16 protein-coding genes are annotated in these 20050 nt (G+C 58.2%); 9 read left to right on the top strand and 7 right to left on the bottom strand.

Going from position 1 to position 20050, the window contains the following annotated elements:
* Positions 1-266 precede the first annotated feature (266 nt).
* Positions 267-3812, top strand: a complete 3546-nt coding sequence (locus ACIX8_RS21230) for a carboxypeptidase regulatory-like domain-containing protein (protein ID WP_223295409.1) — start codon at positions 267-269, stop codon at positions 3810-3812.
* Positions 3813-3877: 65 nt separating this feature from the next.
* On the opposite strand, the gene ACIX8_RS24895 is transcribed toward ACIX8_RS21230, so the two are convergent.
* The 3 genes from ACIX8_RS24895 to ACIX8_RS21215 form a co-directional block, all read right to left on the bottom strand.
* The gene (locus ACIX8_RS24895; RefSeq protein ID WP_014267442.1) at positions 3878-5173 is read right to left on the bottom strand and encodes a trypsin-like peptidase domain-containing protein; all 1296 of its coding nucleotides are present in this window, start codon (positions 5171-5173) and stop codon (positions 3878-3880) included.
* A gap of 190 nt (positions 5174-5363) precedes the next feature.
* A complete protein-coding gene (locus tag ACIX8_RS21220; RefSeq protein ID WP_014267441.1) occupies positions 5364-6023 on the bottom strand; it encodes a YqaA family protein in 660 nt (219 codons plus the stop codon).
* Between the two features lie 73 nt (positions 6024-6096).
* Positions 6097-6600 (bottom strand): MogA/MoaB family molybdenum cofactor biosynthesis protein, encoded by a 504-nt coding sequence (locus tag ACIX8_RS21215; protein WP_014267440.1) that lies wholly within the window; start codon positions 6598-6600, stop codon positions 6097-6099.
* A gap of 181 nt (positions 6601-6781) precedes the next feature.
* Between ACIX8_RS21215 and ACIX8_RS21210 the strand changes: the two genes are divergently transcribed.
* The 7 genes from ACIX8_RS21210 to ACIX8_RS21180 all read left to right on the top strand — a co-directional run bounded on the left by ACIX8_RS21210 (position 6782) and on the right by ACIX8_RS21180 (position 14418).
* Entirely contained in the window at positions 6782-7891 is a 1110-nt protein-coding gene (locus tag ACIX8_RS21210) for a TonB C-terminal domain-containing protein (RefSeq protein ID WP_014267439.1), read from the top strand.
* Positions 7892-7895: 4 nt separating this feature from the next.
* Positions 7896-8123, top strand: a complete 228-nt coding sequence (locus ACIX8_RS21205; RefSeq protein ID WP_014267438.1) for a hypothetical protein — start codon at positions 7896-7898, stop codon at positions 8121-8123.
* A complete protein-coding gene (gene miaA / locus ACIX8_RS21200) occupies positions 8120-9058 on the top strand; it encodes a tRNA (adenosine(37)-N6)-dimethylallyltransferase MiaA (RefSeq protein WP_014267437.1) in 939 nt (312 codons plus the stop codon). The genes ACIX8_RS21205 and miaA overlap by 4 nt, the downstream gene beginning before the upstream one ends.
* A gap of 160 nt (positions 9059-9218) precedes the next feature.
* On the top strand, positions 9219-10409 hold the full coding sequence (locus ACIX8_RS21195) for a hypothetical protein (protein WP_014267436.1): 1191 nt from the start codon (positions 9219-9221) through the stop codon (positions 10407-10409).
* A gap of 245 nt (positions 10410-10654) precedes the next feature.
* Entirely contained in the window at positions 10655-13153 is a 2499-nt protein-coding gene (locus tag ACIX8_RS21190; protein ID WP_014267435.1) for a RelA/SpoT family protein, read from the top strand.
* A 132-nt stretch (positions 13154-13285) separates the two neighbouring features.
* Entirely contained in the window at positions 13286-13675 is a 390-nt protein-coding gene (locus tag ACIX8_RS21185) for a hypothetical protein (protein ID WP_150110699.1), read from the top strand.
* Positions 13675-14418, top strand: a complete 744-nt coding sequence (locus ACIX8_RS21180) for a zeta toxin family protein (protein ID WP_014267434.1) — start codon at positions 13675-13677, stop codon at positions 14416-14418. The genes ACIX8_RS21185 and ACIX8_RS21180 overlap by 1 nt, the downstream gene beginning before the upstream one ends.
* A gap of 133 nt (positions 14419-14551) precedes the next feature.
* Here the strand turns inward: ACIX8_RS21180 and ACIX8_RS21175 are convergent, their stop codons facing one another.
* Together ACIX8_RS21175 and ACIX8_RS21170 are read right to left on the bottom strand one after the other, a co-directional pair.
* The gene (locus ACIX8_RS21175; protein WP_014267433.1) at positions 14552-14944 is read right to left on the bottom strand and encodes a LysM peptidoglycan-binding domain-containing protein; all 393 of its coding nucleotides are present in this window, start codon (positions 14942-14944) and stop codon (positions 14552-14554) included.
* Between the two features lie 73 nt (positions 14945-15017).
* Complete coding sequence (locus ACIX8_RS21170; protein ID WP_014267432.1) at positions 15018-16238, bottom strand: glycine C-acetyltransferase; 1221 nt, start codon at positions 16236-16238, stop codon at positions 15018-15020.
* A gap of 151 nt (positions 16239-16389) precedes the next feature.
* Between ACIX8_RS21170 and ACIX8_RS21165 the strand changes: the two genes are divergently transcribed.
* The gene (locus ACIX8_RS21165; protein ID WP_014267431.1) at positions 16390-17352 is read left to right on the top strand and encodes a hypothetical protein; all 963 of its coding nucleotides are present in this window, start codon (positions 16390-16392) and stop codon (positions 17350-17352) included.
* Positions 17353-17422: 70 nt separating this feature from the next.
* Here ACIX8_RS21165 and ACIX8_RS21160 read toward each other — a convergent pair whose 3' ends face one another.
* Both ACIX8_RS21160 and tdh read right to left on the bottom strand, forming a co-directional pair.
* Entirely contained in the window at positions 17423-18607 is a 1185-nt protein-coding gene (locus ACIX8_RS21160; RefSeq protein WP_190273716.1) for an alginate lyase family protein, read from the bottom strand.
* Positions 18608-18892: 285 nt separating this feature from the next.
* Complete coding sequence (gene tdh, locus ACIX8_RS21155) at positions 18893-19942, bottom strand: L-threonine 3-dehydrogenase (RefSeq protein ID WP_014267429.1); 1050 nt, start codon at positions 19940-19942, stop codon at positions 18893-18895.
* Positions 19943-20050: the final 108 nt, after the last annotated feature.

Raw genomic sequence — 20050 nt, 5'->3', positions numbered from 1 at the left:
GCGGTTACGATATGGGGTTTTGCACATGGGTAAACGGTTACGCAATTGACAAGAACTTGACGGGGCCTATAAGCTCCCGGCCAATAGATTTCTTCAAAATTTCAGGAGTCCCAACATCGATGAGGGATCTAAAGACCGCGCAAACTTCTTATATCGCTTGCTCAACGCGATCGACCACGCTCTCTAAAACAAGCTTGCAGTTTCGTCAGTTGTGGAATCAATCTCTCTCCAATCCAACTCAGCATCTTCAAAAAAGCTCTTTTAAGTTGAGCCTTTTTATATTCCTCTTTGCGATCGTCTCCGCCCTGCTGAGCGGAACTGCAGCCTATGCCCAGTTGGATCAGGGCACGCTTGCTGGAACGGTGCACGATAGCACCGGCGCTTCCATCCCCAACGCCACTGTCACCCTGGTCGATGAAGCGACAGGGCTCTCCCTGGTCCGCAAGTCCGATAACGAGGGAATCTTTACCTTTACCCCGATCAAAATCGGCAGCTATAAGGTCACTGTCTCCGCGCAGGGCTTCTCCAAGGCCGAACAAAAGGGACTTGTCGTCAATGCTTCCGCACGTATTGAGGTGCCGATAACGCTTGCGGCCGGTTCTGTTACCGAGACCGTTGAGGTCACCACCGATCCTGCAGCCTTGCAGACAGATAACTCTTCCACGGGAGCCACTATCTCAGCGGCGGCAATCGTCCAGACGCCTTTGGTGAACCGCAATCCTATCTTCATCGCACAACTTACTCCTGGAGTGGCTCCAGCCGCACAAGGAACCCGCGGCACGAACGGTGGTGATTTTTCAGCCAACGGCCAACGGACCGGGCAAAATAACTACATCTTTGATGGCGTCGACAACAATGCCATGTTGGTCGATGAACCAAGCGGCGCCATGTACGTCATCAAGCCGATTCCTGAATCGCTTGCTGAATTCAAAGTTCAGACGTCCAGCTACAACGCGGAGCTTGGCCGGGCAGCCGGTGCCGTGGTGATCGCGAGTATGAAATCCGGGTCCAACCAGATTCACGGCACTCTGTGGGAGTACTGGCGGAACGACATTCTTAATGCCCGTGACTATTTTGAAGCCACCAAACCGAAGTATCGCCAGAACCAGTTTGGCGCAGCCATCGGCGGACCGATCCTCAAGGACAAACTCTTTGTCTTCGGCGATGTGGAAGGGAATCGCGTTATCTTCGGTCAGAGTTCCATCAATACAGTTCCCACCCTCAAGATGAGAACGGGTGACTTCAGCGAACTGCTGAGTGCTACGGATACAGGCGGCAGCCCGAAGACCCTCTACGCAGCGGGTACAGACAGCAGCATCAATCCCCACCCTGTACCGCTACAGTGCAACGGTCAGATCAATGTCATTTGCCCAGCCCAAATCGACACCGTCGCGCAGGGACTTTTCAACCTTCTCCCCGCCCCGAACTTTGGTGCTCCCGGCCAGACATACAGCAACTATCAGTTTCTGGGCGGAGCGAAGGACAACACCGTCCAGTACGATGGACGCCTGGACTGGAACCTAAGCCAGAAAGATCAGATCTTTACTAAATACAGCGTAGTCAATGAACAGCAAACCTATCCAAGCCCCTTCGGCATACTCGATGGTTCAGGCTTCGGCACGAGTGGCAACGTCACCGACAAGGCACGCCAGTTCACTCTCTCGGAGACGCACTTCTTCACGTCGACTTTGGCCAACGAGTTTCGTGTTGGCTATAACTGGATCAACGCGCAGTATGCACAGCCAAACTCGAATACGGATCTTTCACCCCAGTTTGGGCTCGGGGGTATTCCCTTCGAGGCAGGAAATGGCGGTTTGCCCTTCTTCGATTTTGGCGGTGGTCAAAACCTCGGAACCAGCACCAATCCGAATCCTACCTCTTTCGGCTCAGCCCAGTATCTTCCTACCAACGAATTCGAAAACGTGGCTCAACTTCTGGACAACGTCTCCAAGACGATTGGCAAGCACAGCCTGAAGGTCGGATTCAATCTACAGAGGATTCGTATTCAGACTCTGCAGATACCGCAGGCACGTGGGTACTACAAGTTCGACGGCAAATACACGGAAGATCAAGCCAATCAAGCCCACTCCGGCTTTGGCGGGGCTGACTTCCTGCTCGACCAGATGGATACGGCTTCGGTTTCAAACTTCTCGTTGGTACACGATCAACGCTGGTATCGCAGTGCGTATTTTCAGGACGACTGGCGTGTAAGCGCAAACCTGACCCTGAACATGGGCGTTCGCTATGACTACTTCCAGCCCTTTGTAGAGTTGGATGGCCGTCAAGCTAACTTCTTGATTGATTACTCCAACAACACTGCGACCTATCTGCTTCCCAATGCGGCAAAGCAATACCCCTTGCCGCAGGCGTTTCTCAACGAACTCGCAGCTAACAATGTGCCCGTCGTCTACGACAGTAATCCTGCGTTGACGAACGCACAAAAAGCGAATTTTGGGCCACGTATCGGTTTTGCTTACTCTGCAACGGACAAGCTGGTGGTTCGTGGCGGGTACGGGATCTTCTTCGGCGGCTTTGAGAATGTGGGTTTCAGCCCGAATCTTGCGCTGAATGCTCCGTTTCTTTTTACCTCGAACTTCAACAGTGGTATCTGCACGCCGGGTAACTGTGCTACGAATGGCCTCACGCTTGAGAATGGATTCAGCGCAGCTCTGTCGGCGGGGCTATCCAATTTCATAACGACTCCGGGCATCAATATGTATCCCAAGACGTTGAAGACTGCCTATACTCAGGGATTCAATCTTGCGGTGCAGCAGCAGCTTGCCGGCAACTCAACGGTAACTGTTGCTTATGTGGGAGCCTTGGGCGTTCACATCACTTCGAACCCTAGCGCCAATCAGATCCCTAATCTGCTTCCTCCCGGAGCTTCCGTGCAGAATGCCCGGCCGTTCAATCAATTCTCTGGAGGGGGATTGGAAGACAACGAAGGCAGCTCCAACTTCAACAGCCTTCAGGTTACCGGCGAGCATCGCTCCAAGGGCGGTCTGTATTTCATGGCCAACTACACCTGGTCAAAGAGCCTGGATGACACCACCCAGCCACTCGGTGGAACAAACAGCTCGAATTATCGCAATTGGAGACAGTTGGGCTATGGCTTTGATTATGGCCCAACCGCAACAGACACTCGTCACCGCTTCGTCCTGAACACGCAGTATCAATTGCCTGTTGGGAGTGGGCGCAAATACCTGAATCAGTCGAGGGTGTTGGATGCGCTTGTGGGTGGTTTCAATCTGAGTCTCCTCTTCCGGGTTGAGACGGGTCAGCCAAATCTGGTGACCGCAGGCAATAATCCTACCAACGGGGTGGGTAACGCAGACGCTGTAAGGATCGGTGATCCTTTCGCGACGGGTGGCTCCAATCCTGATCCCAGCGTAGTCTGCGCTACGAAGACTCGTACGGTGAAGACCTGGTTCAATCCTTGTGCCTATACCAATCCGCCTGTCGCTGTTGCACCTCCTGCGCCAGGAGTTCCGCTCGGTCCCAATCAGGTATCGATTGCTGACAACGGTGGAATCGCAGCCTATGGCCCGCCTCTGCGCCAGGTTGTTTATGGGCCGGGCTACAACCGCGTCGACCTGTCTCTTTCCAAGACCTTCCTGCTGTGGCATCAAACCTCACTGGACTTCCGCGCAGATTTGTACAACGCGCTCAATACTCCAACGTACGGTCCGCCAAATACAACGGTAGGATCCGGCTTCGGACAAATATCCAGCACACGCTTTGGTGGATCGGGAATCGCAGCGGAATCGCCGGATGCCCGGGTCGCTCAGTTCTCAGGCAAGTTCCACTTCTAACCGCATTCAATAAAAAGGCCGACGCTATGGCGTCGGCCTTTTTATTTAAAGTGAGTTATACAAATTCATGGAGTAGTAACCGGATCAAGCTCTGCCGAGATTCTCTGCGAACCATTGGGTTGTACTTGAAGGGTGCGTTCGTACGGTTGATACCCCTTCTTGGTAATCCTGATGACTCTCTTCCCAGCTTCAACCGATAGATCCGAAGGAGTATTGCCTAGGAATACGCCGTCGATTTCGATATCGGCTCCGTCCGGTGTGGAGAGGATGGAGATCTTTCCTGTTGCCGCCTGATCGGAGTGCCGGGTGGAATCCGCCTTTGGTCCGAGCGTGATTCCCAGCCGTTCATGAACGATGCCCGCTAACTCCTTCGCGGAGAGGGCGAAGTTGATTCCCGGTGTGCCTGTGCCCGCAAAGCCCAAAGTGTTGATGCCTACTACGAGGCCTGCTCGATTGATGAGTGGGCCGCCGGAGTTGCCGTGGTTGATCGTCGTATCCATCTGGATCCATGTCCCGGCGCGGCCTGGAGCGTTGGCGATCGTGTCCTCGGAGAAGGTTCGAATCCCGCTTACAATTCCTTTGCTGACGGAGTTCGGCAGCAGACCCACTCCTGCTACGTCGTTGATCCCCGGAGTTCCTATGGCGATGACCTCGGCTCCCTGCATGGGCAGCGCGGGGGACAGAGCGAGGAAGGGAACATCATGGGCGTCCACTTTGATTAAAGCTAAATCACGGTCATGGTCGACATAGATGCTGTTACTCGAAAGGGGCTTCCCGTCGGGTGTGATCACCGTTACGGACGGTTGGCCTTCGACAACATGTGCATTCGTGGCTACCAACCCCGCGGAAGTGATGAAGAAGCCGCTTCCACTGAATTGTCCGGCATGAATTTGCACGATTGCCGGCAGCGAGTCATAGACGATCTGTTCGATAGGCAGTTCTTCGGCGGCGGCGACTGGTGCTCCCTGTTCTACAAACGTTTGAACAGGAGTTAGCGAAACATTGAAATGGTCGTCGGAGAAGTAGTAGTAGTTGAAGTGATTTTGGCCGTTCAGACTCGACCAGTGATGGGGGCCCGTAACCAGGTGTGCGTCCTTCGGGACGAAGCCTTCTTTAGTCAGTCGTATGATGACGGGCTCGTCCAAATACTTGCCAAAGGCTGTATGCTTTTTCCCGAAGAAAGCGCTGGGGAAATTGATTGTGCAGGGGGTAGTACAGGTAATGCTTCCATTCAATTCAACCTGGGCGCCTTCAGGGGTTGAGTCAACGAATACTTTTTTATTGCCGGCATGAGCCGCCTGGCTTAACGAGAGAAGTCCGCACACAACGAGAGCGGGCAAAATGCTGCGTGAAAGTTGCATTCCTAGCCTCTTTAAATTTGTTTTGGATTGTCGCCTTTTCTTCGCCATGGTAGCGTCGAGGGCTGGGCCGTGTCTACAAGTGCGCGTGAAAATTCAGGCCCATTCATTTCAGAAAGCAGGTTCCATCCCTTCGGCTTCGCTCAGGGGAGGAATGACAACTGGAAAAGCAAAGGGCTAAGACAAGAACTGTCTATTCGCCAGCGTCTTCCGACGGCAGATTCTCACCCTTGCGACGATCGAAGATCTTGCGGGTGATGTAGAACAGCAGGATCAACAGCGCGCCGATGGCTATGCCGATCATCACGCTCAGATGGCGATGCAACATACCGTGCATGGTATGCACCAGCTTGGGGCCGAACCAGATTGTCAGCAGAGAGCAGATGAGGAATTGCACGAACTTGCCGGTGAAGATGGCCAGCACGAAGGTGATGGGCTTCATCTCGAAGACGCCTGCGGCGAACTCGAACAGCTTCAGCGGGGTCGGGGGTGGGAGCATCGCCGGGATCATGATGGCGAAGAACTCCTGGCGCTCGAAGCGGTCGCGAATCTTCTCGTAGCGTTCGCGGTTGATGCGCTTGAGCAATACCAGCTCGCCGCCCGCGCGCCCGATGTAGAAGGGAACCAGCGACCCGATCGCCGAAGCCACTGCCGCAATCAGGCAGTAGACGAAGAAGAGGCTGTGGTTGGTGGCGACGTAGCCGATGATCACGCCGTCCATCGAGACCGGGATCGGAATCAGGGCGGAGTCGATAAACGCAAGCCCGCCGACACCCCAGATGCCGAGGGGTTTCATTACGGCCAGCAAGGTGGTCGAGACTTTGTGCAGAAGTGCAAGAGGTCCAATGATCACGAACCTTTATTCTACCGCCTGAGCACAAATCTCCTGTTACGGTGAAGTTGAATCGGGCGTGTAGCGCCGGTTTTCAGCCTTCATGTGCCGTGTTTCCGGCCAATAGATCGAGGGCGTGCGGCAAGACCGGAAGCACCGCGCGCAGCGAACTCTCTGCCCCGGAAGGGCTTCCGGGCAGGTTGAGAATCAAGGCTTTACGCGCAACGCCGCAGACCCCGCGGCTCAGCGCCGCGAACGGCGTGTGCCGGGCGCCATCCTGGCGGATCAGCTCCGCCAGACCTGGGACCAGGCGGTCGCAGACGGCCAGCGTGGCCTCTGGTGTCACATCGCGGGCAGCGAGGCCCGTTCCGCCAGTGGTGACGATTAGAGCGGCCTGTCCGGCTGCCTGGCGCAGGGCTGCGGTGATATCTGACAACTCATCGGGGACGACCTGCATCGCCAGTACCTTGGCACCAGCCTCTGTCAGCAGTTGTGCGATCACCGGCCCGGAGAGATCGGTCTGTGTTCCGGCAAAGCAGCGGTCACTGGCGGTAAGAACGACGGCGGTACGTCCGGTGAGGTCAGCGGGGAGAGCCATGTTGGCAGCATAGACGACGCGTGGCGTTAAGGAGAGAGTTTGAAGGGGAACTCTTTCCCCGATGCTCACTTAGGGAGAAAGATGCGAAAATAAAATCAGCCAGCATCCAATCAGGTCTGGCGGCCGGTTACGTGGGCGAAACTTTGTGCTCGCGAAACCGTCACAGACTTCTAGACAGTTGATGCCTCCTACCCAAAGCCCGATCGAACCCGGACAGCCGACGCCGGAGCAGGACTCGCCTGAGTCTCAGACCCCTGTTCCCACGCCCGATTCCAGTGCGCCGCTCTCCTTTGTGCCGCACGATCCGACCGGTCAGGTTCCGGTAAAGCCAATCCGCATTCGCACCAACCGCTATGGCGAACTCGAAGAGCACGAGCTGGTTCGTCTGCTCGACACCATGGAGGATGAGCGCGCGCGGGGACGGTTTCGCGAATCGATCTACATCTCGGTCTTTATCTGGCTGGTGGTGGCCTGGGTTCTCTTCTACGGTCCGCGCTATCTGTGGCATGCCCCGGTCCTGGTCAGCCCAACGGATGTCCTGAAGAATCGGGAACTTACGCAGTTGAATTTGCCGGTGCTGACGTCCCGTGCGCCTTCGCCCAGGCCGGCGCCAAAGCCGCGGTCTGTGGACAACCGTACGCTGGAGCATCTGCGTACGATGGCACGGGAGGCCCCGCCGAAGCCGCCGACACCTGCTCCGGCTCCCATGCCGACCGCGCCTACTCCGATCAATCCACCTCCAACAACGCCGATCCCGGCAACGCCGCAGCCACAGCCGCGCACTCCGGCTCCTGCGCTCGCCGACGCTCCGACTCCGCAGCCTTCCTCTAAGCCGGACTTCAATACGAACTCCGGGACAGCGGGCGACAACATTCGGAACGCAGAACGTGCAGCGGCTAGTGGTGGCGGTGGGGGAGGCTTTGCCCGCAGCCCGTCCAAGGCCGACAACCTGGGTGGTGTCGAGGTCCTCTCCGATACGCAGGGCGTCGACTTCAGCGAGTACCTGCGCCGTCTCAAGGCCGATATCTACCGCAACTGGATTCCCCTGTTGCCGGAGGAGACTCAGCCGCCTTTGTCGAAGGCGGGCGAGACGTACATTCGCTTTACGATTCTCCCCGATGGCCGTATCGGCGCTATGCATCTTGAGGGCTCGACGCACGACGATGCGATCAATAAGGCTGCGTGGGGTTCCATTACCAGCGAAGGCCAGTTTCCGCCGTTGCCCTCGAAGTTCCATGGGCCTAACCTTGAGCTGAGGTTCCTGTACCTGGTCAACGAGCCTCTTCGCTAAACAGATGCCACAGCAGTCTGAACACCGTGCTGAACCTCCCCGCATTCCTGCGTCTACACGCACGCTGGATCGTGCGGAGCAGGAGCGTAAAGCCTACTTCCGCGAGCGTGAGCAACTGGAGCATCGCAGCCTGGTGCGTGGCTTGCTCTGGCTGGCGGTGCTGGTGCTGGTTGTAAGCATGGCGCGGGCTGGTCTGGGACGTGTCTTCGTTCCTGGATGGTGGAGACCATGAGCGGGCAGGGGGAGACTCCGCTGCTCGTTGTCGCGGGGCCCACGGCAAGCGGGAAGACGGCCCTGGCGATGGCACTTGCTGCGCAACTGGGTGGCGAGATCGTGAGCTGCGATTCGGTGGCGGTCTATCGGTTGATGGATATTGGCTCGGCCAAACCGACGGACGAAGAGCGCGCGCGAGTGCCGCACCACTGCCTCGATCTCTACTGGCCGGATGAGGCCTGTACCGCAGGCGACTACGCCAGGCATGCGCGTGCGGCCATCGCCGATATTCGCGACCGGGGACTTGTGCCCATCGTCGCCGGGGGAACGGGGCTCTATCTGCGCGCGCTGCTGCAGGGACTCGCACCTGCTCCTCCTCGCGATGAGGCATTGCGCGAGAGGCTGCGAGAGGTTGCGGCGAAGCGCGGGTCGACATATCTGCACCGCATGCTGCAGCGGCTCGATGCCCAGGCAGCACGGGCCATCCACGCGAACGATACGCCGAAGCTGATCCGCAGTATCGAGGTCACTCTTGCCGCCAAGCAGCCCCAGACGGAACAGTGGCAGGCCGGGCGGGATGCCCTGCAGGGCTATCGCGTGCTGCAGTTTGCGCTCGGACCTCCGCGCGAGGTTCTTTATGCACGCATCAACCAGCGCGCGGCAGCGATGTTCGAGCGCGGTCTCGTTGCCGAGACGGAGATGTTGCGTTCTCGCTTCGGGGAGGATTGCCGTGCCTTGACCTCGCTTGGCTATGCGCAGGCGATGACGGTTCTGCGTGGGGAGCTGACGTCGGAGGCTGCCGTTGCAGCGGCGCAGCAGGGGCATCGCAACTATGCCAAGCGGCAGATGACGTGGTTTCGCCGTGAGACGGAGATGCACTGGTTGGCGGGATGTGGGGACGAGGCTGGTATGCAGGCGGAGGCGCTTGCGCTGGCTCGGAAGTCGTTTGGATGAAGCACAGGCGTTTGTGGTGATTCGGGAAGCAGGTTCCTCCCCTTCGACTAAGCTCAGGGTCGGAATGACAACCAGAAAAGCAAAAACAAGAGCAGAAAGCCGAAGCTGGGCGACGGCAAAGGGTAAGAACCGTGTGCGATAGAATCGGTGGGAACCCTACATGCTTCTTACTTCGCGAGATCGTCTTTCAACGCACAAGACAGGCCTGTCTGCGCTGAAATCAGTGATCGTTTTTGCGCTGGCCGGCGCATCGCTCCTTCATGCTCAGAAGCCGGAGTCCCGGCCTGCGGTGCTGAAGACGCCCTTTGGAACTACCGAGATCGGTGTACTGTCAGGCGCGGCGTACCGCATCGACATTCCCAACGACTGGAACCACTCGCTGATCGTCTACTACCACGGCTATGCCACGCAGGGAGTGACGTTCCACCTCGCCGAGCGTCTGGAGCCACGGCAGATACCGCTCTTCGACCGCCACTATGCCATCGCGCAGAGCGCCTACTCGCAGCCCGGCTGGGCCCTGCCGCAGGCTTATCCGGAGACGGAGCAGTTGCGCCGCTACTTTACGAAGACCTATGGCCAGCCGCACGAAACGTACGTTGCCGGCGAGTCGATGGGCGGTGCGCTCACCATGATTACGCTGGAGTTGAATCCGAAGCCCTATCTCGGGGGACTGGATCTTTGCGGCGCTGTGGGGGCGACGTCCGAGTCTTTTGAGCGGCGCTTCGCCTGGCGTGCAGCCTTCGACTTCTACTTTCCCGGCCTGATGCCGCCGTTGGTTCCTACGCCCGCCGACTACATCAACTCGATCGCCATGCACGAGAAGATCATGGCCGCTTTGCGTGCCAATCCCGAGGCCGCCGAAGAGATGCGGGCCCTCACGGGATTGCATACCGATGCCGGGCTGGCCAGTAGTATCTCCTACTTCACCTTCGTGATTGGCGACATGCAGCGCCGGGCCGGGGGAAACCCCTTCGACAATCGCAACTACATCTATACCGGGACGAATCCTGCTTCGTCCGCCGGTGATTATGCCTTGAACGATGGCGTTCGCCGCTATGCCGCCGACCCGAAGGCCAAGGAGTATCTCTTCCGCCACTACACTCCGAATGGCCACCTGGCGAAGCCCATGCTCGCGCTCCATACGATCTACGATCCCCTGGTCCCTGCAACGACGCTCTCTGCCTATGACCACCTGGTGATGGCCGCGGGCTTCGAGCAAAACCTCGTGCAGAAATACGTGCATCGCGAGGGCCACTGCGTCATTGCCCCGGAAGAGATTGGGCGGGCGTTCGACGAACTGGTGCGATGGACGCATCAAGGGCCCAGGCCGACGCCCGGATTGCTGCGGTAAGACAGTGGCAAGTGACAAGTGATAAGTGGGTAGAGCGGTCTGGCCGGTAGTTGCCTTTGCACTTACTTTTGTCTTTGTACTTGCTTTTCTGGTTGTCATTCCCGCAGGGAATCTGCTTCGGCCCGGGTTGCCATGTGCCGCGCCGTTGGCGCTGTAATCTTGTCGCTCCGGCCCCAGTGCCCCTGTACTTACCACTTGCCACTCCTCCCTTATCTCTACGAACCACCGCCCACGTATAATGGCCTATGGCTATAGCGCGGCCGGTTGTACCCGGTCCTGAATCAGGGGAAGGCCGCTTCCCGGCGGCCGGCTCAGAGAGATCGTTCGCGCCACCAATCAGCGAAACTGGCGTGGAGCTCGAAGCAACGCTCCCCCCCACCTCGCTTGGCCATCCTCCGTCTGCAAGTGCTATCGCCGATCTAAAGACCACAGATCTCGATGAGCCCTCCGGCGTCTTCCTTTCGCCTGCCCCGGCACCGCCTCCGGTCGAGCCCAGCACCCGTGTACTCTCCGGCGATGTGGCACTGGACGCGCGCTTTGAGCGCATGCTCGCAACTGTACGTGCTAACCGGCCCGCAGACGATCTTGCGATTATTCGCTCAGCATGGATCTTCTGCATGCAGCAGCATGCGACGCAAAAGCGCGCCTCGGGCGAGCCGTACGTCATCCATCCGCTTGAGGTTGCGCAGGTGCTTGCGGAGTTGAAGATGGACTCGACCGCGATCGCTGCTGGACTGCTGCACGATGCGGTGGAAGACACCGACGTTACCCCTGAGGAGATCGCGAAGCGCTTCGGCGAGCAGGTGGCGCATATCGTCGAGGGCGTTACCAAGCTCGACAAGATCAAGTTTGCCAATCGCGAAGACCACCAGGCCGAGAACATTCGCAAGATGCTGCTGGCCATGGTCACGGACGTTCGCGTGGTCATCATCAAGCTCGCCGACCGCCTGCACAACATGCGCACGCTCGAGCACCTGAAGCCCGAGAAGCAACAGCGCATCGCGCGCGAGACCCTCGAAATCTACGCTCCATTAGCGCATCGGCTGGGCATGGGCAAACTGCGCGGCGAGCTCGAAGACCTCGCTTTCCGCTACACCGATCCCTTCCAGTACACGCAGCTTACGACCGAAGTCGACTCGCTGCGCGGTGAGGGCGAAGCCTTTCTGCATCGCATCGTGAGCACGCTGGAAGCCAAGCTGCGCGAGGCGAATATCAATGCCCGCGTGGAATCGCGCATCAAGCGGCTCTACTCGATCCAGCAGAAGCTTACGGCCCACCAGATTCCGGTCGACCAGGTCTATGACCTCTTTGCCATCCGCGTGATTACACAGACGGAGCAGGATTGCTACGCCGCGCTCGGCCTGTTGCACAGCACCTGGCGTCCTGTGCCCGGGCGCTTTAAAGATTTCATCGCAATGCCGCGGCCGAACATGTATCAGTCGCTGCACACGACGCTGATCGCCGAAGGCGCACACCAGTTCGAGGTGCAGATTCGCACCGAAGACATGCACCAGGTGGCGGAAGAGGGCATCGCCGCGCACTGGAAGTACAAGGCCAGCGACAACGTCAGCGCCGCGGATGAACAGCGGCTGGCGTGGGTCCGGCAGTTGATGGAATGGCAGCGCGAGATGACCGATCCCAATGAGTTCATGTCGACGCTGCGCATCGACCTGTACCCCGCGGAGGTCTACACCTTTACGCCCAAGGGCAAGGTCATCGTGCTGCCCAAGGACGGCACGCCGGTCGATTTTGCCTATGCCATTCACACCGATGTCGGCCATACGACGACGGGCGCCAAGGTGAACGGTCGCATTGTTCCGCTGCGGCACAAGCTACGCAACGGCGATATCGTCGAGATCAGCACGCAGGCCGGCCACGCTCCTTCGCGCGACTGGTTGAGTTTTACCAAGAGCTCGCGCGCCCGCAATAAGATTAAGCACTGGCTCAACGAGAACCAACGGGCTCGTGCCCTTGAGATCGGCCGCAAGCTGCTGGACCGCGAGGCGCGCAAGTACAAGCTGTCGCTCGACAAGTTCAAGACCGCCGACTTCGACCGCATTGCGAATGACTATGGCCTGGGCGGCGAGCAGGATCTGCTGGCGGGCATCGGCTTCGGAAAATATTCAGCCCGGCAGGTGCTGAACAAGTTGGAGCCCGGCAGCACGATGGCCGCCGAAGCCGCGCATACGGAGCCGGGAGCGGTGGGCAATACTCTCGCGCACATGTCCGATGCCGTGAAGCGCGTCTTCTTCGGCAAGGGGTCGGACTCGCTGCAGGTGGAAGGGCAGGACGACCTGCTGGTGTACCGCGCGCGATGTTGCAACCCGATTCGCGGCGAAGAGATCATCGGCTATGTCACGCGTGGCAAGGGCGTGGCCGTTCATGCGCGCAGCTGTCCGAACGTGCAGAACCTGCTCTACGAAGCCGATCGCCGCATCGATGTCGATTGGGCCGCATTGGCACCTGCTGTAGCTGGTACGAAGCAGGGGCCGAAGCCTACGACCTATCCGGTAAAGCTGACGGTGGTGTGCGACGACCGCGCCGGTCTGCTGAAAGAGTTCACGGCCATCATCTCCGAGGACGGCACGAACATCCGCTCGCTGGACACCAAACCTTCGCAGGATGGCGTGGTCCATGTCGATTTTGTCATTGAGACGGTCGACCTTCGCCATCTCACGCGGCTGACACAGAATCTGCGCAAAGTGCCCGGTGTTCGCGAAGTGATGCGCGTGCAGAAGATCTAGCTTAGGGATACAGGACAGAATTGCTAAGGCGCCGAAATCTGCATTTTCTATCCTCAGGCGGAAGGCTATACTGGTTTTCGACAATTGCTATTTGCATTGTCGGTTCCGAGCGCGTGTGAGAGAGAAGGAAACATGAGCACTCCACAAAATGCATCTTCAACTTTACCTGCTAAAGGTCGCAAGGTTGCTGCCGCAAGAGGTATGGTTGCTGCAGCGAGTGAACGGAGAGTCGTCACTCCTCGCGCCGATCTCTTGGTTATCAAAATTGGTGAGCGGTATCGAAAAGAAACCGTTTCACCGAAAGAGAAAGCTTCTGCCGTACTCGCTCGGCTCGGTAAGGTTATGAGCAAGCCTGGAGTAGATCGCAGTCGGGTGTTCAGGAGTATTTCGGACAAGCCTGTGTACGCCTACTCCATTGACCCCAAAGACACTTCCAAAATTGTGCGTGAAGATGCCGCCGGACGGAAGATTGTCGGTCGAGTTGTGAACGGCAAATTCCGCGTAATAGCGAAAGCCGGCTAATGGTTCGGAAGCCTCCGACGCTCGACAGCCTTCTGAAGATTGCAGCCGCAGAAGGAAAACCTATCGCACTTGTTCTAGCTGGCCATAATGGATCGGGGAAGTCGACGCTCTGGTATGACAGACTTGCTGACGGGCTCCAGATTCCTTTGGTGAACGCGGATCGTCTCACACTCTCACTTCTTCCTCCAGTCGACGAAGATCAGAAGTTGAAGCAATGGGCGGAGAGATTGCGAGATGGAGACGAGCGTTGGCAGAAGCTCTCTCAGGACGGCGTCCAACTTTTTATGGGGTTGATTATGGATCAAGGCATGTCCTTTGCCTTCGAAACAGTCTTTTCCTATCTTGAGCAGCAGCCGGATGGTAGTTTCAAATCCAAAACAGACACCATCACGACCTTGCAGGAACACGGGTATTTCGTGATCTTGTTGTTTGTTGGACTTGCCAGTGCAGAACTCTCCATTTTGCGTGTGGCCACAAGAAAAATGCACGGTGGCCATTCGGTACCCGACGCTAAATTGAAGAGCCGGTATCCTCGCACGCAGCAAGCAATTCGAATAGCGTCGGAGGTTGCTGATATGACTCTGATGTTCGACAACAGCCGGAGCCTCAAGCACGCTTTTAGCCTCGTTAGAGCTCAGAGAAAAACGGCTGTTTTATTCGATTGCCGAGATGTGAAGTTTCGTTCCGATGGTGGATTGCTGAAGGTTGCGGAACTGTGGTTATCGAAGGTTGCTGCACCTTAGACGAGCAACATTCTGCCACGATAACGAGGGGAATGACACCTGCTTGCGGTGGATGGCTTGAATTGAGGCCGATTGTTGATGGTTTCAATAGAAAAAGGCCGCCGAAGCGGCCTTTCTTTCATAGCCTGAATACCTACGACTGCACAGGAATGTTGATCTCCTGGCCCACCTGGATGTGATCAGGGTTGTCGATGCCGTTGGCGGATGCGATCTCCTGGTACTTGTTCGCATGGCCATAGAACAGCTTGCTCACCTTGCTGAGGTTGTCGCCGGCCTTGATGGTGTAGGGCTGCGTCTCGCCGCCGGTGGTGGCAATCTCGTGCTCGAGGTCGCTGTAGGTCGGGTCGACTTCCTTGATGACGTCCCAGACGCGGTTCGCGATCACGGTCGACGGAACCTCGCCCTTGAGGTGCAGCTTTTCGCCATCGAGATCGACGGAGTCCAGCTTCGCGCCATACTCGGAAAAGCTCTCAATCGTCTCAATTACAGGGGCATACTTCTGCTTCAGAGCATCCAAATCAGCCATTGCAAAATCTCCTTGTTAGTGACTTTCTACCAGACTGAGATGCTGTGGAGCTTCCCGGAAAGATGAAAATTCACTACAAAATCTCCAGCCGTTTTGCCGTGGTTGTCAGGATCTCCAGAGCCTGATCGATCTGTTGGCGGGTATGCTCGCTGGTCATGATGCAGCGGATGCGTGCCTTGCCCTCCGGGACCGTGGGGAAGGCGATGCCGGTAGCCATCAGTCCCTGCTCGAAGAGCGCGCGGCTGAAGTCCATGGTCTTGCGGCCGTCGCCGATGAGGATAGGAGTAATCGGTGTCTCACTGGCGGGCGTGGTCTTGCCGCCGATGTCGAACCCGGCTATCTTCAGCTGCTCCTGGAAGTAGCGCGTGTTCGACCATAGCCGTTCAATGCGCTCGGGCTCACTCTCCAATAGGTCGAATGCGGCGATGCAGGTGGCAGCCACGGATGGCGGATGCGACGTTGAAAACAGGAAGGGCCGTGCACGGTGATAGAGATAGTCGATCAGATCCCTGGAGCCACAGACATAGCCACCCAGCGCGCCGATGGCCTTCGACAGCGTGCCTACCTGTACGTCCACGCGCTGCGTGCAGCCGAAGTGGTCGACGCTGCCCCGGCCATTGCGGCCCAGCACGCCGGAGGCATGCGCGTCGTCGACCATCATGATCGCGCCGTACTTATCGCAGAGATCGCAAAGCTGCGCGACCGGGCCGATGTCACCGTCCATCGAAAATACGCCGTCGGTGATGACGAGCTTGCGGCCGGGTTCGTTCTGAATCTCCTTCAACAACTCCTCGGCGTGTGCGACGTCCTTGTGGCGGAAGACCTTGATCTTCGCGCGTGAGAGCCGGGCGCCATCGATGATGCTCGCGTGATTCAGTTCGTCGGAGAGGATGAAGTCTTCTTTGCCGAGGATGCTCGACACCGTGCCTGCATTGGCTGCGAAGCCGGATTGGAAGACCACGCAGGCCTCTACACCCTTGAACGCCGCGATCTTCTCTTCGAGTTCCATGTGAATGCGCATGGTTCCGGCGATGGTACGCACCGCACCGGAGCCTACGCCGTACTTTTCGGTAGCGGCAATTGCCGCCTCACGCAGCTTCGGGTGATTGCACAACCCGAGGTAGTTGTTCGAGGCAAGGTTGATGACCTCGCGACCGTCATAGTGGCATACGGAAGCCTGCTCGTCCTCCAGAACACGCAGGCGGAAGTAGGTGCCGCGGGCTCGCAGATCGTCGAGTTGTGCGGAGAGGTGGGCGAGTTGCGGACGCGTGCTGGGTGTCGATGTCGGGCTCATGGCTGTTCACGATCTTAACTCTTTCTCTCTATCTTTCGCTTTGGGCTAGGCGACAGTGGCCGGAAATAGGGCATCTCACTCAAAGTAAACCTACTCGAGCCAGCAACTCCCCGAAAGGCCGCATGGGCTCAATGCGGCGAGGAGAAGATCAATGGCATTCAGCAGACAGATTCGTTTTATGGCAGGCGCGGGGCTTATCACCCTGGCCATGCTTGCAGGCTGCAAAAACAAAGAGCAGCAGGCACTTGACCAGGCGAAGGCCCAGGCTGCCTCTACGAATACGCCTCAGCAGATCAACTACGTCGATGCAAACGGCAACTCTGTCACCACTACGGTACAGGCTCCGGTGGCAGGACAGGGGCCTGTCGTTCAGACCTCCACCACGCCGCCGCTGGCCGGGACCAAACCGCGTCAAACGGATCCGGTAATCACCGCTGTCGGGGCTGCTCCGGTTCCCAACGATGGCAGCAACGGTGCCATGTCTCCCCAGGGCACGATGTCTCCGCAGGGTAATACGTCTCAGCAGAATGAATCGGTGCAATCGGCAGCGGCGGCCAGTCAGCCTGCCCAGCCCTCGTCGGCTCCCCCGGCGGCTCCTCTGCAACTCACTGTTCCTGCCGGTACGGATCTGGCTATTCGGGTCAATCAGCGCATCAGTGTCAAGACCAGCCGCACTGGCGATCGCTTCTCCGGCGAGGTTGTCGAACCCGTGGTGCAGGGCGGTACGGTCGTGATCCCGCGTGGCACACCGGTCTCCGGCCGGGTGGATGCTTCGCATCGCCGCGGTCACTTCAAGGGCAGTTCAATCCTCGAACTACGCCTCACATCGATGACGCTGAATGGCAATCAATATGGGATCGATACGCATGACAACGTGCGTACGAAGCGTGGGAAGGGCCGGCGTTCTTCAGGCTTTATCGGTGGCATGACCGGTGCGGGCATGTTGATCGGCGGCATCGCTACCGGCGGTGTCGGACTGGCGATCGGTGGCGCAGCGGGCGCCGGCGCAGGCACGTTGATCGCCGGTACCACCGGCAATCGCGACATCGTGATTCCTGCCGAGTCCATCGTGCGCTTCCGGCTTGCGGACCAACTCGTTGTACAAAATCCATAACGCAAAACTGAAGGTACAAAACGCAACGAGGCCGCCTGCACAGGCGGCCTCGTTGCGTTTGCACCTTCAGTTAGTTTGAGCGGGTGGGCGATTCAAGCAGTGTTACTGCTGTCTGCTTGCAGTCGAACCGTCTCTCAGCCTCGGCGTACTTTGCATCCTGTGTATGCGCTGCGGTACGAATCAGAGCGGGGCAGAGAGAATCTTCCTTGCCCTTGCTGATTTGATCGTGCGGCCACGGATGTTGTGCGTCGTAGGGCAGCAGGGCATCGACTCCTGTCAGAATGCCCGGCGCGCCCGGTTTCACCGGCTTGTAGAGGTCGATGCCGGTAGGAGCAACAATTGCTGCGAGGTTCGTCAGGGCATCCAGATTGAAGGCGCTGTAAGAGAACGAGTTGGTCCGCGCGAGCTCATACTTCTGCATGCCCTGCGCATCGAACTGCGAGGGAATCCGCTGATCGCGCACCCGCTCCGCAATCTTCTGCGCGTCATCGGTCTTGCTCAGGAACATGGCAATCGATGCGGCTTGCACCGCATACCAGGAGCCATGATTATTCGCGGCAGCAGCTTCTTCTTTGCCATTCTTCGAAGTCGTGAGCCAGGTGTAGTACTCGCCGAACCAGTGTTGTAGCGCGGCCTGATCTTCGGGCGTCCAGCTCTTCGATCCAGCGAGCATGCCTACTGCATCGACTGCGATCGAGAGGCCTCGTGCATCGAGGACGCCAGTGCCTCGGCCCGTGTTCACGCCCGCGACGTATTGTGCAAACTCCAGGTTCGGATTCATTGCTGTCGCCTTGTCGAGAAAGAACGTGCGCAGCAGCAGGGTCGCGTGGGCGGCATAGCGCTCATCGCCGGTCAGGTACCAGCCCAGAGCCAGTGCTCGCGAACTTGCGGCTACACGGTCCAGAAGCTCGTGGTCGGTGATGCCTTTGATCTCGGGGTTCGATAGGCCATCGTGCCGCACGTACGGCAGGTGATCCTTGGTATTCGGATTAGGCCACCAGTAGCGAGCCATGCTCATGTAGTCGTGCTTGTCGCCGCTGGGTGGAGTCTTCGTTTTGACTGTGATGGTCAAGGGCGGAGTCTGCAGCGCCGCATCTGCGTCCTTCCGCACCAGCTTCAGGAGGTCTGTGTTGGGATGCTGTTTTTCATGAATTAGAGCAGAGGCGTTGATAAGAAAGACGCGCGGTTTGGGTGCCTGTGCAACAAGAGCCGGCACACCCAGGGCGAAGAGAATGACGCAAGCAATGAATCTCATGCAGAGCAGCTTATTCATTTTCTTATGCTCTTGTCACGCGCTTGAATGAGACATTTGTAATGCTGCGGTTCTTTTCGATTATCCTCTGCATTGTCATCTCGACCGGAGGCGGCGCTTTTTGCCGCCGTAGCGGAGAGACCTGCAGCTTGCCCGTGCAGGCACCATAGCCCGTACAGACAAACTGCAGGTCTCTCCACTTCGCATGACGATAAAGCCATCATGCTTCGGTCGAGATGACAATGTTAGGGTGATCCGACCTTAGAGCACGCACTGCCTGAAATTGCTCTACCGCTTTACCGTCAACAGAATCTTGCTCGCCTCGCCCGATTCGAGCAGGTGCATGGCCTCGTCGAACCGCGCCAGAGGGAGCCGATGTGTGATGACCGGCGCGAGATCGATGGCGCTCTCGCGCAGCAGCGCCTCGGCCTGGAACCAGGTCTCATACATCTTGCGTCCGTTGATGCCGTGCACTGTCGCCCCCTTGAAGATGACGGCGTTGGCAAGATCGATCTCCACGGGACGCGACGGAATGCCCAGCAGCGACGCGCGTCCGCCCATGCGCAGCAGACGGAAACCCTGAGCGATCGCAGAGGGATGGCCTGACATCTCCAGCAGCACATCGACACCGTTGCCGCCGGTCGCGGTCTTTACCTGCTGCTCGATATCTCCGCTTGCGGGATCCAGCAGGGTGCGGGCTCCCATGCGCCGAGCGAGTTCCCGGCGTTGCGCATTCGGTTCGATGGCAAAGATATGCGCCGCGCCGCAGGCCTTGGCCACGGCGATCGAGAACAGCCCAATGGGGCCGCACCCGGTGACTGCGACCGTCTGTCCGGCGATGGGTCCTGACAGGACCGTATGTACCGCGTTCCCAAACGGATCGAAGAGCGAGCCGAAGTCGCGCGGAATCGCCGGGCTGAGCTTCCAGATGTTCGTTGCTGGAATGCGGACGTAATCGGCGAAGGCTCCATCGGCATCGACGCCGAGGATCTTCACGAACTGGCAGACATGCGCCTGTCCGCTGCGGCATTGCAGGCAGTGGCCGCAGGCAACGTGCATCTCGGCGGAGACGAAGTCGCCCACTTGGACGTCCTGTACCAGTTCGCCGATAGCCGCCACGGTGCCGCAGAACTCATGGCCCGGAATGTAGGGAGGCTTGATGCGGGCCTGGGCCCACTCGTCCCAGTGATAGATGTGCAGGTCGGTGCCACAGACGGAGGCTGTCTCTACGGCAACGAGTACATCGCTGGCTCCAAGGGCTGGAACCGGCATCTCGCGCATCTCCATTCCTGGTGCGGCGGTTGCTTTTACAAGGGCCTGCATGGTCTTCGGAATCATGATGTTCTTTGTTACTCCTCGATTGACTCAAATAGCGGGGCGAGCGGCAAACATTCTATGGTACCCCCTTTCTGGCACGATGCCAGTGGGGAGATGCAAGATTGAAAA

Source organism: Granulicella mallensis MP5ACTX8 (assembly GCF_000178955.2).
Taxonomy (GTDB): Bacteria; Acidobacteriota; Terriglobia; order Terriglobales; family Acidobacteriaceae; genus Granulicella; species Granulicella mallensis.
This window is presented reverse-complemented; position numbering and strand designations above follow the sequence as displayed.

Excerpts from the sequence above, each read along its gene's own strand:
- ACIX8_RS21215 (WP_014267440.1), bottom strand. The coding sequence starts at position 6,600 with ATGGCTCTCCCCGCTGACCTCACCGGACGTACCGCCGTCGTTCTTACC.
- ACIX8_RS21180 (WP_014267434.1), top strand. The coding sequence starts at position 13,675 with ATGGTTCGGAAGCCTCCGACGCTCGACAGCCTTCTGAAGATTGCAGCC.
- miaA (WP_014267437.1), top strand. The coding sequence starts at position 8,120 with ATGAGCGGGCAGGGGGAGACTCCGCTGCTCGTTGTCGCGGGGCCCACG.
- ACIX8_RS21195 (WP_014267436.1), top strand. The coding sequence starts at position 9,219 with ATGCTTCTTACTTCGCGAGATCGTCTTTCAACGCACAAGACAGGCCTG.
- ACIX8_RS21175 (WP_014267433.1), bottom strand. The coding sequence starts at position 14,944 with ATGGCTGATTTGGATGCTCTGAAGCAGAAGTATGCCCCTGTAATTGAG.
- tdh (WP_014267429.1), bottom strand. The coding sequence starts at position 19,942 with ATGATTCCGAAGACCATGCAGGCCCTTGTAAAAGCAACCGCCGCACCA.
- ACIX8_RS21190 (WP_014267435.1), top strand. The coding sequence starts at position 10,655 with ATGGCTATAGCGCGGCCGGTTGTACCCGGTCCTGAATCAGGGGAAGGC.
- ACIX8_RS21170 (WP_014267432.1), bottom strand. The coding sequence starts at position 16,238 with ATGAGCCCGACATCGACACCCAGCACGCGTCCGCAACTCGCCCACCTC.
- ACIX8_RS21185 (WP_150110699.1), top strand. The coding sequence starts at position 13,286 with ATGAGCACTCCACAAAATGCATCTTCAACTTTACCTGCTAAAGGTCGC.
- ACIX8_RS21165 (WP_014267431.1), top strand. The coding sequence starts at position 16,390 with ATGGCATTCAGCAGACAGATTCGTTTTATGGCAGGCGCGGGGCTTATC.
- ACIX8_RS21205 (WP_014267438.1), top strand. The coding sequence starts at position 7,896 with ATGCCACAGCAGTCTGAACACCGTGCTGAACCTCCCCGCATTCCTGCG.
- ACIX8_RS21160 (WP_190273716.1), bottom strand. The coding sequence starts at position 18,607 with ATGAGATTCATTGCTTGCGTCATTCTCTTCGCCCTGGGTGTGCCGGCT.
- ACIX8_RS24895 (WP_014267442.1), bottom strand. The coding sequence starts at position 5,173 with ATGCAACTTTCACGCAGCATTTTGCCCGCTCTCGTTGTGTGCGGACTT.
- ACIX8_RS21210 (WP_014267439.1), top strand. The coding sequence starts at position 6,782 with ATGCCTCCTACCCAAAGCCCGATCGAACCCGGACAGCCGACGCCGGAG.